We start from the raw sequence: 14,359 nt of genomic DNA on the forward strand, positions 1-14,359 counted from the left end.
AAAACAAATCCTTTCTATCATTATCTGCTGCCTTTGTCGTATGGAATTCCTGCCGCTTTTGGCGCCTGAGAATTTTTAGAAACACAAGCGAGAACAATAAGCGTAGCCATATAAGGAATCATCTTATAAACTTCATTGGAAATCGGCAAGTCTTTGAGGACTGGAATACCTGAATAGGTGCTGGCTAATGTCTTCATAATCCCGAAGAAAAAGGCTGCTCCTAAAACCCCTCTCGTTCTCCACTGTCCAAAGATTAAAACTGCCAATGCCAGGAATCCATATCCGGCAACGCTGCCGTTAAAGTTAGTTGAAGTTGGGATAACAAATATCAGTCCTCCTATACCGGCTAACACCCCCGAAATAATTACACCCGCATATCGGATTTTATAAACGTTGATTCCTACGGAATCGGCTGCCTGAGGATGCTCTCCGCAGGCTCTTAGTCTTAATCCGAATTTTGTATTATTAATCAGGATGTTTGAAAGGATATATATTGCCACACCGATATATGTTGTAATATAGCAGTTCTGAAAGAACATAGGACCGATAAGGGGTATATCTCCCAAAACAGGAACCTTGGCAATATGGAAAGTATCTGTAAACTGTATTTGTTGAACCCCTTGAATCATTCTTGCCATAAAAATTGCCACTGCCGGAGCAAACATGTTTAATGCTGTTCCGCTGATGGTCTGGTCTGCCTTAAGATTAATAGATGCAAAGGCATGAAGCAGTGAAAAAATCCCTCCGCTGACACCGGCAATAAGAATTGCCAATAGTAAAAGTCCCTGACCGCTTAAAGTATTTTGAAAAATATTGATAAAAAAGATACTGATAAAAGCGCCCATTACCATAATGCCTTCTAAAGCAATGTTAACGACACCGCTTCGCTCAGAGAACATACCGCCTAATGCAACGATTAAAAGAGGAATCGCAAAAAACATCGTCTGCTGAACAATGAAATATAAGATACTCATATTTGCTCACCCTCCTTCTTGCTGTTTGTCATAAGTGTACGGATAATGGTTTTGAATAATAACGCAAAGGCTCCAAAGTAAACAATTGCCGAAATGATAATATCAATAACTTCCGGTACGAAGTTGTAAAGCTGAAGATTGTATCCGCCAACGGTGATATGGGCGATAAACAGTCCTGCAAATAAAATGCCGATTGGATTGGATAATCCAAGCAATGCCACAAATATACCGTTAAAGCCTTCCGGCGCTATAACGTCTAATACCTGAATATATTTTCCTGAACCTGCAAGATAAAGCAGTGAGCCTCCTATTCCGGATAAAGCCCCGGCAATGACCATGGATAAAACAATATTTCTTTTAGAATTAATCCCTGCATATTTGCTGGCAAATGGATTGTATCCGCAGGCTTTTAATTCGTATCCGAAAACAGTTTTTTCAATTAAAATATAGATAAGGACTACAAAAAGAATCGCTATAAAAATTCCGATGGTCATATTAGGCCCCAGGAATTGATCCAAACCTGCTCTTGGTAAATTGGCACTCTGTGCAACGGGCTTGGATTGGTTCTTTACCTGGTCATAAACATTTTTAACCACTAAAATATTGACAAGATACATTCCAATATAATTCATCATAATGGATGAAATAACTTCATTCACATTGGCTATGGCTTTTAAAAGTCCCGGAACAAGTCCCCATAATGCTCCTGCAGCCGCAGCGCCTATAATGGCAACAACCCAGTGAATCTGATCTGGCAACCAGGTCCACTTTACTCCGATATAAACCGCTACAAAGGCACCCATGGTAAATTGTCCTGAAGCACCAATGTTAAATAATCCAGTTTTAAAAGCAAACCCTACGGATAAACCGGTCATAATAATAGGAGTCGCTACGTAGAACATTTGACCGATTCCAAAGGCTCCATCCGCAAAACTTCCCTGTAAAATCATCAGAAATCCCGGAAACGCCTGGGATGGATTACTGAATAAAAGTATCAGAAGACCAAATAACAGACCTGCTATAATTGCTAATACGGATGAAGAAAAATTAAGAAGCGCTTTATTTTCCCCTTTTTGTTTTTTATTAGCTGGCACTGGATACACCTCTTTTCGTACCTGCCATATAAAGACCAAGTTCCTGAACTGTCACTTCCTCCGGTCTTACATCAGCAACAATTTCTCCTTCATACATAACTAAAATTCTATCGCTTAAAGTCATTACTTCATCTAATTCAAAGGATACTAAAAGAACTCCTTTGCCTTTATCTCTTTGTTCAACCAATTGCTTATGCACATATTCAATGGCCCCTACATCAAGGCCTCTTACCGGTTGAACCGCAATAATAAAATTAGGGTCTCTATCCAACTCCCGGGCAATAATCGCTTTTTGCTGATTTCCTCCGGACATACCACGGACAATTGAATCTTCTCCCTGGCCACAGCGGATATCAAATTTTTCTATAAGATATTTAGCATACTGACTGATTTCTCCAAATTTTAAAAACCCTTTCTTCTGGAACTTCGGCTCAAAATAAGATTGAAGCACCAGATTTTCTTTCAGGGTATAATCTAATACCAAGCCATATTTTTGTCTGTCTTCCGGAATATGTGCCAGTCCGTCAAGGCATTTATTGCGAATGGTTTCGTTTGTGACGTCTTTTCCTTTTAGTTTTATCTTGCCTCCATCGATGGGCATCAACCCGGTAATGCCGTATACCAATTCTGACTGACCGTTGCCATCAATACCGGCTATGCAGACAATTTCTCCTGCTCTCACCTGAAGGGAAACATTCTTTACAATATGTTTGTGGGTGTGCTTTGATTTGATGCATAAATCCTGAACTTCCAATACCGGTTCTCCCGGATTCATTGCTTTCTTATCTACAGAGAGGTTTACTTTTCTTCCAACCATCATTTCCGACAGTTCTTCTTTGGAAGTGGTTGCAACATCCACTGTACCGATGTATTTGCCTTTGCGGAGAACACTGCATCGGTCCGCTACAGCTTTGATTTCATTTAATTTATGGCTTATGAATATAATGGATTTGCCTTCAGAAACCAGTTGTTTCATGACTTTTAGAAGTTCATCGATTTCCTGAGGTGTTAAAACTGCTGTAGGCTCATCAAAGATAAGGATATCGTTGTCGCAGTAGAGCATTTTTAAAATTTCTACTCTCTGCTGCATACCAACGGTAATATCCGAGATATAAGCATCCGGATCGATTTTAAATTTATATCTTTCACTTAATTCTAGGATTTTTTCCCTTGCAGCATCCATTTTAAGAAAACCTTTGTTGGTGGTTTCTCTTCCTAATACAATGCTTTCTAATACAGTAAAATTATGAACCAGTTTAAAGTGCTGGTGCACCATACCGATACCTAAATTGTTCGCATCATTGGGGTTATTGATTTTTACCGGTTTCCCATTGATTCTAATTTCTCCTTTTTCCGGCTGATAAAGTCCGAACAAAACACTCATTAAAGTGGATTTCCCTGCTCCGTTTTCTCCTAACAGGGCATGAATTTCTCCTTTTCGTACGTGCAGGGTGATGTCATCATTTGCTTTAAAGTTACCAAAGACTTTCGTAATATGATTCATCTCTATTACATTTTCCACCATCCACAGCCCCTCCTTACTCATGATTGCAAATCGGCTTTTGTAAAACTTAACGGCAACAATTCTTCCAACAAATATTCCTTATACTCTGTTTCGCTTTTTGCTAAAATTACTTTAAAGCGCTTTGGATCGCAAAACTCAGCCATGACCTGTCTGCATACGCCACAGGGTGCGCAGTAATCCCCTTCACCTTTTTTAACTGCAGCGGGTCCTCCTACGATGGCAATGGCTTCAAAATCCATTTGCCCTTCTGAAACAGCCTTAAAAAAAGCAGTTCTTTCCGCACAATTTGTTGGGGTATAAGAGGCATTTTCAATATTGCATCCTAAATAAATTTTCCCGTTACTCCCCAGCAAAGCAGCACCCACTTTAAATTTGGAATAGGGAGAATAGGATTTTTCCCTTGCCTGAAATGCTTTTTCGATAAGTTCCCTGTAATCTGCCATTTAAGATTGCTCCTTTACTTTAATATCTCCTTTAAAAAGCTTGTACCGCCGATGTCTCCCTGGATATCAAAGATATCAAGAATGGTTGCTCCGATATCGGCAAAAGTATCTCTTGTTCCAATGGATGTGTTTTCTTTAATTTTCTTTCCATAGACAAGCATTGGAGTATATTCTCTGGAATGATCCGTACTGGGCGTTCCCGGGTCGCAGCCGTGATCGGCTGTAATGATTAAAATATCATCGTCTTTCATTTTGTCTATGAATAACCCTAATTGCTTATCAAACTCTGTAGCCGCCTTAGCATATCCGTCGATATCGTTTCTATGACCATAAATCATGTCAAAATCCACCAGGTTAACAAAACATAAACCATTAAACTCTTCATCCATAATCTGCAGAGTTTTGTTCATTCCATCTGTATTGCTGACAATCGAAACGGTTTTCTGTATGCCCTTTCCGGCAAAAATATCGTATATTTTCCCAACGCCTATGGTTTCAAGTCCAGATTGTTCTAAGTAATCTAACATTGTCTTCTTTGGTGGAATCAAAGAATAGTCGTGGCGATGGGCTGTTCTTTTAAAGTTTGGATATTCCCCCACAAAAGGTCTTGCAATGACTCTTCCTACGCCATGCTCTCCCTGTAAGATTTCTCTTGCAATAGTACAGTATTTGTATAAATCCTCTAAAGGAACGATGTCCTCATGGGCTGCAATCTGAAAAACGCTGTCAGCAGAGGTATAAACAATTAAATCCCCTGTTTCTACATGCTGTTGTCCATAATCACGAATAACATCCGTTCCGGAGTATGGCTTATTGCATAAAACATTTCTTCCGGTTCTTTTTCTGAATTCATTTAGTATTTTTTCAGGAAATCCGTTAGGATAGGTAGGGAAGGGTTTTTCTGAGATTAATCCGGCTATTTCCCAATGGCCTATGGTGGTATCTTTACCCATGGACTTTTCAGCCATTCTTCCGTAAGAACCTAGTGTATAGACTTCTTTATCTCCGCAGGATACACCGTCAATATTAAATAAACCAAGTTTTTTCATATTGGGTGTATGGTATTGACTGGATTTTACAATAGACCCTAAGGTATTGCTTCCTTCATCTCCAAATAAAGCGGCATCCGGTAATTCTCCAATGCCAAAACTATCTAATACAATTAAGAAAACTCTTTTCGCTTTCATATTGCCTCCTTTATCTGCTCACAAAATAACATTTTCAATTCCACATGCTCCAAAAAATTTAATTAAATATCAGTAAATTAATTATTTAGTACTTTAACTGTATTATATTTGTTTTGCTAAATTCACAAAAGGTCACTTGTCCCTTTTTGGAGCCAAAATAATTTTTATATAATTTACTGAAATTTTTACAGATTTTTTTGGATACAATGCACAATTTTATTGTCTGAACTTAAAAATTCGCCGAAATATCCTACAATCCAATAAAAAATACTCTATAGAAGAGACGTATAACTGTCCCTCTATAGAGTATCAACAAGGAGATGATTTATTGATTGATTTCCAATTTTTTGAGGATTTCATTGTATGGTAATGGTTTTGAAAATAGATAACCTTGTATTTTATTGCATTTTTGTTTTCTCAAATATTCCATTTGTTCTTCTGTTTCAACGCCTTCAGCTACAACACACAAATCCATGATTCTTCCTATTTTCACCATCAAATGGATTAAAGACTTATTTCTTTTGTCTAAACAGATATTATCAATAAAAGTTTTATCAATTTTTAATGTAGATATAGGAAGATGTTTTAAATAATGCAAGGAAGAATAGCCTTTACCAAAGTCATCTAATGCAATCTTTACACCTATCGCCTTTAGAAGTTTTAATTTTTTTGCTATGGTTTCATAAGATTCCATAAGAATAGATTCTGTAATCTCTAACTCTATATATTGAGGATCAATTTTTACCAATTCCAGAATCTCTGTCACCATATCTACAAAATCGTCTTGTAATAACTGCAGCATAGAAATATTAACAGACATGGTCAAATCCGTATACCCTCTATCGTGAAGATGCTTTAAAAACATACAGCTGTTTCTTAATACCCATTCTCCAATGGGTATGATTAAACGGGTATCTTCTGCAACGCTGATAAATTTGTTCGGGGGAACATACCCAAGTTCAGGGTTCTTCCATCTTAAAAGAGCTTCAAAACCCGAAATCCGGTTTGTACTGATATCTAACTGAGGCTGATAATATAATTCAAATTCATTCTTTTCTAAAGCGGTTCTAAGATGCTTTGCTATCCGAGTACGTTCGGTCATGGCTTCATTCATCGGCTGATTAAAAATAATAATTTTATTTTTACCTGCTTCTTTTGCTCTAAACACAGCAATATCGGCATTTTTTAGGAGCTCATCAATGGTTTTTCCATGTTCCGGGAATATGGATATTCCTATACTGGCCGTTATGACCATGGAACTTCTGTTAATTTCCAAAGGTTTATCCAAATCCCTTAATACATTGACTGCTAATTTCTCAACATCACTTATTTCTTCAAAGTTTTCCAGTAAGATGATATATTCATCTCCACCTAATCTATAAATACTGGTATGCTCATTCTGAAATTTTGTCAGCCTTTGGCCTATTTCTTTCAGTAAGAAATCTCCTAAAGTATGCCCCATGGAGTCATTGATATATTTGAAATTATCAATATCTACATAAAGTAATCCTATTTTTTTAGGGTGCTCCTGATCCATAAGGTCACTCAACGTATGGGTAAAGGCATTTCTATTCTTTAAACCTGTTAATTGATCATGATAAGCAAGATGCTGTAATTTCTGTTCATATGCTTTTACTTCTGTAATATCTGTATGGGATCCCACTAAATAATAAGTGGCTCCTTTTTCATCAAAGGAAACTTTTCCTCTTTCCTGTATCCATTTATACTTCCCGTCTTTAGTTTTAATTCTATATTCGCATTGATAAAAAGGCGTTTTATTTTTTTTATGCTCTGAGATTACTTTCTGGATAATATCTTTATCTTCAGGATGAATGAGAACTTCCCAACCGTCTAAAGCCTCCATATCTTCCTGAGTATAACCAGTAATCTCATACCAACGGGCTGAAAATACTCTTTGATTATTTTTTTCCTCCCATATCGCGTCATTGGCAGCCTCTGTAATGAACCTATATCTTTTTTCACTCACTTTTTTTAAGGTCAAATAGGTAAAGCAGTAAATGAGAATTCCACTGGTAAGAACATACCCCCATCCTTTGATCATGTTGACAGAGGTCATTAATTCTATGTCTTTGACAACAGCAACAACGACTATATCCGACATTAAAATCCACAAAACTCCTATAAATAGATATATTAAGCATATCTTAATGGCTATTTTTTTATAGTCATATATTTTTTCATTCTCCAGCATCTTAGCACCTTCTTTTATACCTATTTGCTACAATTCCTTCTTCTCACAATTTTGCTCTTTTAAATAGTTAACCACTAAAAAATCTAACTTCTGACTGATATTTAAGATTTCTTCATAAGTATACTCTTCTGATGCAATCATTTCGTTTAAAGATTCCTGTAGCTCTTTTAATTTGTTACACACACTTTCCCTCTCCTACCTATATTATAAATTTTTATTCATCGTATAACTTCTCCTGGAATTACCAGAAACGTTTCCAAGAAAAGTTTTGTACCATGTTCTTCTATATAATACAAGATTTTTTATTGGAAAGAATGTAAAAAAATAAGTATATACCCCGAAAAAAATCAGGTTATTTATTAAATTGACTTGGAGTCATACCAGTATATTTTTTGAATATCTTACTAAAATATTCAACATCCTTATATCCTAGCATGTCACTGATCTCATATATCTTCAGTCTACCTTCTGCTATCAAAACTTTAGCCCTCTCCATCTTAATTCTTGTAAGATACTGCTTAATAGACATTCCTGTTTTTTGCTTAAATACCTCACTGATATAATTTTTATGCATGTATAGTTTTTCTGCAATAAAGGTGAGAGAAAGTTTGTCCTCAGAATTTTTCAATACACAATCACAAATTTGAACAATCGTATCATTATAAGTTTTAGTACAATACAATTGATCCAGAAGATCAAAAATACTTTTTATTTTATCCATGAATGCTTCTCTAAGCTCCCTGATATCCTTGCAATTTAAAAAATCAATCCCATCTATTTCCTTTGAATGAATAAATTTTTCTAGCCACTTTTTGTTCTCTATTATATTGTCTAAGATCGCACGAAATACCTTTCTTAAAGCTCTTTCTATTTTAAGAAATTCAAAATCCAGATGAACTTCTATTCTATCTAACATCCGTGATAATGCCTCGATATATTCCATATCTCCATGCTCTATAAGATGTGCAATTTGCTTCACCTCTGTATCAGAAAAGAATACTTCTACAATTTCTTCTAAATTTTTTCGAAGATTTTTTAATTTTTCTTTTTCCCTGCTTTTGACTATGATATGCTTTTTGGCTCTATGGAGTAATTTCTTAAACTCTTCTTCACAAACAGGTTTGGACATATAGTCAAAGGCTCCTAATATAATGCCTTGCCTCGTATATGTAAAATCTGTATAGTCACTTAATAATACAACACATGGACATAAATCTTTCTCCATAATTTTTTCAAGCAGTTCCAACCCGTTGATCTTCGGCATTTTGATATCGGTTATCACTAAGTCCATCGATTTTTGTTCCAGAATCTCCAGAGCTTCCTGTCCATTGGATGCTTCCTCTAAAATGACAAAGCCTGTCGATTCTCCCCATACCCTAAGCCGCTTGATTTCTCTTCGAACAATATCCATATCATCCACAATAAGCACGTTAAGCACTTTTTCTCTCCTCCTAAACCTTCTTACCAGGAAAATGGCAAAGTGAAATATATCGTGGCTCCAACGTTAACTTGTCCTTCTATCCAGGTCCTGCCTCCATGTTTTTCTATGATTTTTTTAATCGTCACTAGCCCTATGCCTGTCCCTTCAAATTCATCACTGGTATGTAACCTTTGAAAAATTCCAAATAACTTTTTTGAATAATCCATATTAAATCCTATGCCATTATCTTTGACATAGAAAATATATTCATCTGAAGTAATCGTATTGCCTATAGTGATTTTTGGTTTTTCTGTGTTTTTTGTAAACTTAAAGGCGTTAGAAAGAATATTGTATACTACTTGTCTTAATAAAAGTTTATCCCCATAAACATTGGGAAGGACTGTCTCAATGACTAAAGTGACTTCTCTTTCTGAATTTGTAAGCTGTAATTCATTAAATACGGAAAGAAACATTTCTTTTATATTAATTTCTTCTTTATTTAATTCTTTTTTTGATGTCATGGAATACTCTAAAAGATGATTAATCATACTGATTAAATCTTTACATATGCCTCTTATATTCTGAATAATATCTACGGCATCGCTATGTAGGTTCTCTCCATGGTCTTCATACATGATTCGACTGTAACTGTCTATAGCCCTAAGGGGTGATTTTAAATCATGGGATACAGTATATGTGAAAGATTCTAATTCATCTATCGCCTTACTAAGTTCTGCAGTTCTTACAGAAACTCTTTCCTCTAATTCTTCATTGAGTTTTTTAATTTCTTTGATGGCCATTTTATATTCTGAAATATTCTCAAAAATAACACCTATTTGATTGTCTGATATCTTAAAAGCATTGACTATATAATAAGCATTCGCTTTTCCATAATATGTTTCAAATCGTTCAGTCCTGCCTGTTTCCAATATTCTCTCAAAAATGTTTAGTTCTAAGTTGGGATAACCGAAGACTTCCACCCATGTTTTCCCAACAACATTGTCAATATGTATGTTTACTTGTTTTTTAAAACTCGGATTGACATTTAAAAACTTAATATCTACTAGTTTTTTATCTTCATTAAATATGGGTTCAACTACAAAAAAGCCATTCAACATTTTTTCAAATAACAAACGATATTGATGTTCTTTAAGCATCAAATTCTCTTGTGTCTTTATCAATTCTTTATATTGGCTCTTAATTTTATGATCAGAAGCACTCAATTCTTTATTAAGATGGCTTAACTCTTTATGCTTCATTTCTAGCTCTTTTTTCATTCTATTAATCTTTTTGATATGAAAAAGCAACATACAAATAAAACTTGCCAATATAATAAAGACAAACACTGCGATAATGACTATATCACGATATATCCCAAAACAGGTATAGATATCCTTCTCATTGACGCCATTCGTCTGGTCATCAATCCTGGGAAGTTCTTTGTGATAAGAATTGAGAATAAGTATGTTTTTTGGAGATTGTTCTGCATAATTATACTGCATTTCGCCTAAACTGACTAAAACGAATATGAAAAAGCCAAATACTACTTTAGGCCAATGCCTGTCCCTTTTTATCATCGAATCCCTCCAATAACCATACTGCCTTTATTGGTTTCGTCGATTCTCAAAAAATTTCCGCCAAAGCTTTTTCTCAGCGGAAACTTTTATTATACCCTATATCATTTCATCCTATATAAAGGAAATCCAAATAAGGTTTTACATTATTATATAAAAATTGCTAACCCAACAAAGGAAATTATACTGCAATTATTAATCTCTTTCAACAAAATTCTTTATTTTATGTCTATTATTTGTCCAGATGATACTAGCTTCGTGTTATTGCAACGATTTCTTGAAGAAGGATGTATGACATATGAAGAATAAAATATAAATGGCTATCTAAAAAGTTTATAAAAACTTGAAGTTTATGATTTGATTAATTTTAGCTACTTCTTTGGGCAGCTTTTTAATAATTTCAATCACGAATTCTTTATTCACTCCTAAAGATTCCATCACCTTTTCAGAAAAAATAAATGCTGTTTTATTGCCTATTAATTTTTCATAATAATTCGCACTGATGGAATCTCCTAAATGTACGATCTGTATTTCTGTTGTATATTGGTTCGATAAAAATGGCGTATGATGAAATCCTACAATTTGTGCAATTTCATCCGGCAATCCCCATTCTTTACATATCCATCGACCAATTTCTGAATGGGTTATACCACCTAAAACTATTTTTTCTGCTACAATTTGATGCACACCTTTCTTTTGAAGGTCATAAATCTTATCCAAAGATTCAGGCAAACATACATCTAAAACTATAATTCCAATATCGTGAATAAGCCCATAAACAAACATCTTGTCTTTATCGCATAACCCTGTTTTCTCTGCGATCATTGAACTGGCAATGGATGTTCCAATACAATGTTTCATATAAATATTATGGTCAAAAATCTGAGCTCTTCCTGTTCTGTCTGGCAATAATAATCGGATAATATATGCGATTGCAATAATCCTAACATTTTTTGCGCCAAGATAAACCACTGCGTCCTTTATACTTACAATCTCGCGCTTTAATTTAGAGTGATCATTTAATACCTGAATTAAAACCTTTTCAAGTTGGGGATGATGGGAAAACTTTTCAATACATACATCCATATTATAATTACAGGGATCAAAAAGCATATTTAAGATTTCTCCAAAAGATTTCGGAACTTCAGGTAAATGATTAGAGTTCTTTATGAGTTGAATAATTTTATGATTCTCCATACACCATCCTACTTTCCTTTAAATTTATTTACAACCTCTATATTAAAATTGAAACTCTCTGTACTAACTTCTCTTATCTATTGCTTCGGTTATTAAAAGCTTTGAAATATTCATTGCTTTTATTATATTTTTTAATCGGGTATATTGTGCAGAGCCCTCTTTACATTTGAACTGCGCTTTTTCACATTTGCTGATAATTGAAGATACTGGTGCTAATGCTTCTTTCAATTCTCCATCCGTATATTTATAGACAGTGTTTTCACCTATTATGAGAGATTTTGAAAGATACAGCGCTTTTATCCTGTTTTTAAGAAGGGTATATTGGGGTGTACCTTCCTGGAATTTGGGCTGCATTTTTTCACAATTACTAATCGTTGAAGATACCACACGCAGAGCATTTTCTAATTCTTCTCTTGTAAAGTGATGCATAATCTCCTCCTCAAATATCTAGGGTATTTTATAAAAAGGCTAATTAGAAAGCATTAATTTTTCAAACTCCTCTTTGGTAACAGGCTTTCCGAATAAATACCCTTGTCCATAATCACAGTTGTTATTTTTCAGAATAGCTACCTGCTCCTGGAGTTCAATACCTTCAGCCACTATCTTTAGGTTTAATTCCTGTATCAGCTTAATAATATGCTCTATGATCAACCGATCATTATTTTCTATAGATATATTTTTAATGAATTCTCTATCCAGTTTTACAAAATCAATAGGTAATTTTTCAAGATATGTTAGAGAGGAATAGCCTGTACCAAAATCATCAAGAGCAATGTGTATCCCCATATTTCTAATTTCATTTAAGATTTCCATGGATGTCTCTAAATTCTTCATGACTGCTGTTTCCGTTACTTCAAGCTGTATTTCATCAGCTTTTAATTGTGTTTCATGTAATAATTCTCTGATTTCATTAATGATCCCTGCACTGGTAATTCTTTTTCCTGAAATATTAATAGATATTTTTAAGTTTGGATAATTCTTCTCCAGCCATTCTTTTTTCTGCATTAAAGCTGTTTTTAATACCCATTTTTCTATATCATATATAAGACCTGTTTCTTCTGCTAAAGGTATAAATTTCATAGGAGAAATAATTCCAAGTTTCGGATGATCCCATCGTATTAAAACTTCAGCGCCTATTAAATTGCCATTTTTCAAATCAATAATAGGCTGATACAGAAGATAAAATTCATTATTGTCTATGGCATGTCTTATATAATTAATCATTTTGATCTGTTCTATGCTTTTATATTGCAATTCCTGAGAATAAAAACAGTAATTATCTTTAAGATCTTTCTTTACCAAATACATAGCGATATCTGCATTTTTAAGTAATGTATACAAACCATCCCCATGCTCTGGATATATGGCAATACCAATACTAAAAGAGATGAAAAATTCCCGGCCTTCAAGAATCCATGGTCTTCTCAAAGCTTGTGTCAAACTTTGCACCTGGTTTATGATATCTTGTCTTCCTTTTATATCACATAAAATAATTGCAAATTCATCTCCGCCCAATCTCGTCACAAAATTTGGTTCTTTGATTTGCTGCTGTAATATGTGTGCAGTATTTTGAAGGAGTAAATCTCCTGAGGTATGTCCCAGGGTATCATTTATATCCTTAAAATTATCAATGTCCATATATAATAAAGCAAACTTCTTATCTGTGTCCTTAATTTCATTTATAAGTGCATCGACTTTCTCTTCAAATAAATATCTGTTGGGGAGACCTGTAAGCTGATCATAATAAGCTAATACATGCAGTTTTTCCTCAAACTGCTTTTCTTTCGTTATATCAATGAGGGAGCCAGCTACTCTAACAACTTTTCCATCGTCGCCTTTTATTGCCTTTCCTCTGGTAAGAATCCATTTATAGTTTCCATCCTTACAGTTGATCCTAATAACATGTTCAAAGGCATTATTTGGAGACAGGATATAGGCGCGTATTTTTGAAACAACTGCACTTCTGTCCTCTGGATGGATCAAATTCAACCAAGTTTTGTGCATATCATCAATTTCATCAAGTGTGTATCCAAGATAAGCTTTCCATTTCGGCGAAATATAAAACATATTGCTTTCTAAATCCCAATTCCAAATACCACTCTGTGATCCTTCAATAGCCAATTCCAGCCTCTGTTCACTGACTGCAAGGGCATTTCTGTGTTTTTCCAATTCATCCACTTGCATTCTAAGCTCTTGCTCCAACTGTTCTAATTCCTGATTTTTAGACTTAAGTTCCTGATAATGATATGTTATTTCTTTGAAGGCTTTTTTCAGAAGGCGCATTTTATTGAATACCAGGAAAAAGATTAACATCATTGTTGCAAAAACATATACTCCGCCTTTATATGTTTGTATTTCCTGATACCTTTCCAGATTCCCTGAGAATCGTCTGGCTAATTCATCAGATAATAAAATCCACAACTCTCCTGCCAACCCATAAATTGCAGTAAACTTGATAGCTTCCCATAAAGGATTAATTTTGTAATTATTCTGCTTATAGTAGTCAATGTCTCCTTTTGCATTTACCTGCAAATTACTTTTCATAATTTTAAATGCCTTCATGAGCTTCTCCCCCAATAACTCTAATTACAAAAATAGACTTGCCCAACAAAGCAAGTCTATGGTTAAACGAAATCTAAATCGATGTTAAATTTCAAATTTTGTTTAATTGTACTTTGTAATTATATTTTAACTGTTTTCATGTTCAGATACAAGCATTTTTGCAAATTTTTG

At 34.6% G+C, this 14,359-nt stretch carries 12 protein-coding genes; all 12 read right to left on the minus strand.

Annotation, left to right across the window (positions count from 1 at the left end; genetic code table 11):
• Positions 1-20: 20 nt before the first annotated feature.
• On the minus strand, positions 21-974 hold the full coding sequence (locus JOD07_RS05950; protein ID WP_204612796.1) for an ABC transporter permease: 954 nt from the start codon (positions 972-974) through the stop codon (positions 21-23).
• Entirely contained in the window at positions 971-2,068 is a 1,098-nt protein-coding gene (locus tag JOD07_RS05955; RefSeq protein ID WP_204612798.1) for an ABC transporter permease, read from the minus strand. Before JOD07_RS05955 ends, JOD07_RS05950 begins: the two co-directional genes overlap by 4 nt.
• Positions 2,058-3,590: an ABC transporter ATP-binding protein gene (locus tag JOD07_RS05960; protein ID WP_204612860.1), complete on the minus strand. Its 1,533-nt coding sequence runs from the start codon at positions 3,588-3,590 to the stop codon at positions 2,058-2,060. Before JOD07_RS05960 ends, JOD07_RS05955 begins: the two co-directional genes overlap by 11 nt.
• A gap of 20 nt (positions 3,591-3,610) precedes the next feature.
• Positions 3,611-4,036 carry a cytidine deaminase gene (locus tag JOD07_RS05965; protein ID WP_204612800.1) on the minus strand — a complete coding sequence of 142 codons (426 nt, stop codon included), beginning with the start codon at positions 4,034-4,036 and terminating at the stop codon, positions 3,611-3,613.
• 14 nt (positions 4,037-4,050) lie between these two features.
• On the minus strand, positions 4,051-5,223 hold the full coding sequence (locus JOD07_RS05970; RefSeq protein WP_204612802.1) for a phosphopentomutase: 1,173 nt from the start codon (positions 5,221-5,223) through the stop codon (positions 4,051-4,053).
• A gap of 325 nt (positions 5,224-5,548) precedes the next feature.
• Positions 5,549-7,435, minus strand: coding sequence for a bifunctional diguanylate cyclase/phosphodiesterase (locus JOD07_RS05975; protein WP_204612805.1), 1,887 nt, complete (start codon positions 7,433-7,435; stop codon positions 5,549-5,551).
• A gap of 27 nt (positions 7,436-7,462) precedes the next feature.
• Entirely contained in the window at positions 7,463-7,618 is a 156-nt protein-coding gene (locus JOD07_RS05980; RefSeq protein ID WP_204612807.1) for an aspartyl-phosphate phosphatase Spo0E family protein, read from the minus strand.
• 169 nt (positions 7,619-7,787) lie between these two features.
• Positions 7,788-8,873, minus strand: a complete 1,086-nt coding sequence (locus JOD07_RS05985; protein ID WP_204612808.1) for a response regulator — start codon at positions 8,871-8,873, stop codon at positions 7,788-7,790.
• Between the two features lie 23 nt (positions 8,874-8,896).
• Positions 8,897-10,432, minus strand: a complete 1,536-nt coding sequence (locus tag JOD07_RS05990) for an ATP-binding protein (RefSeq protein ID WP_204612810.1) — start codon at positions 10,430-10,432, stop codon at positions 8,897-8,899.
• A gap of 330 nt (positions 10,433-10,762) precedes the next feature.
• Positions 10,763-11,626 (minus strand): HDOD domain-containing protein, encoded by an 864-nt coding sequence (locus JOD07_RS05995; RefSeq protein ID WP_204612812.1) that lies wholly within the window; start codon positions 11,624-11,626, stop codon positions 10,763-10,765.
• A gap of 63 nt (positions 11,627-11,689) precedes the next feature.
• The gene (locus tag JOD07_RS06000; RefSeq protein ID WP_204612814.1) at positions 11,690-12,055 is read right to left on the minus strand and encodes a hypothetical protein; all 366 of its coding nucleotides are present in this window, start codon (positions 12,053-12,055) and stop codon (positions 11,690-11,692) included.
• 39 nt (positions 12,056-12,094) lie between these two features.
• The gene (locus tag JOD07_RS06005) at positions 12,095-14,188 is read right to left on the minus strand and encodes a putative bifunctional diguanylate cyclase/phosphodiesterase (protein WP_204612816.1); all 2,094 of its coding nucleotides are present in this window, start codon (positions 14,186-14,188) and stop codon (positions 12,095-12,097) included.
• Positions 14,189-14,359 lie beyond the last annotated feature (171 nt).

Origin of the sequence: Defluviitalea raffinosedens (genome assembly GCF_016908775.1) — a bacterium.
In the GTDB taxonomy this organism is placed as follows: Bacteria; Bacillota; Clostridia; order Lachnospirales; family Defluviitaleaceae; genus Defluviitalea; species Defluviitalea raffinosedens.

Coding starts and splice junctions, on each gene's coding strand:
- JOD07_RS05950 (WP_204612796.1), bottom strand. CDS start 974: ATGAGTATCTTATATTTCATTGTTCAGCAGACGATGTTTTTTGCGATT.
- JOD07_RS05965 (WP_204612800.1), bottom strand. CDS start 4,036: ATGGCAGATTACAGGGAACTTATCGAAAAAGCATTTCAGGCAAGGGAA.
- JOD07_RS05970 (WP_204612802.1), bottom strand. CDS start 5,223: ATGAAAGCGAAAAGAGTTTTCTTAATTGTATTAGATAGTTTTGGCATT.
- JOD07_RS05975 (WP_204612805.1), bottom strand. CDS start 7,435: ATGCTGGAGAATGAAAAAATATATGACTATAAAAAAATAGCCATTAAG.
- JOD07_RS05990 (WP_204612810.1), bottom strand. CDS start 10,432: ATGATAAAAAGGGACAGGCATTGGCCTAAAGTAGTATTTGGCTTTTTC.
- JOD07_RS05995 (WP_204612812.1), bottom strand. CDS start 11,626: ATGGAGAATCATAAAATTATTCAACTCATAAAGAACTCTAATCATTTA.
- JOD07_RS06000 (WP_204612814.1), bottom strand. CDS start 12,055: ATGCATCACTTTACAAGAGAAGAATTAGAAAATGCTCTGCGTGTGGTA.
- JOD07_RS06005 (WP_204612816.1), bottom strand. CDS start 14,188: ATGAAGGCATTTAAAATTATGAAAAGTAATTTGCAGGTAAATGCAAAA.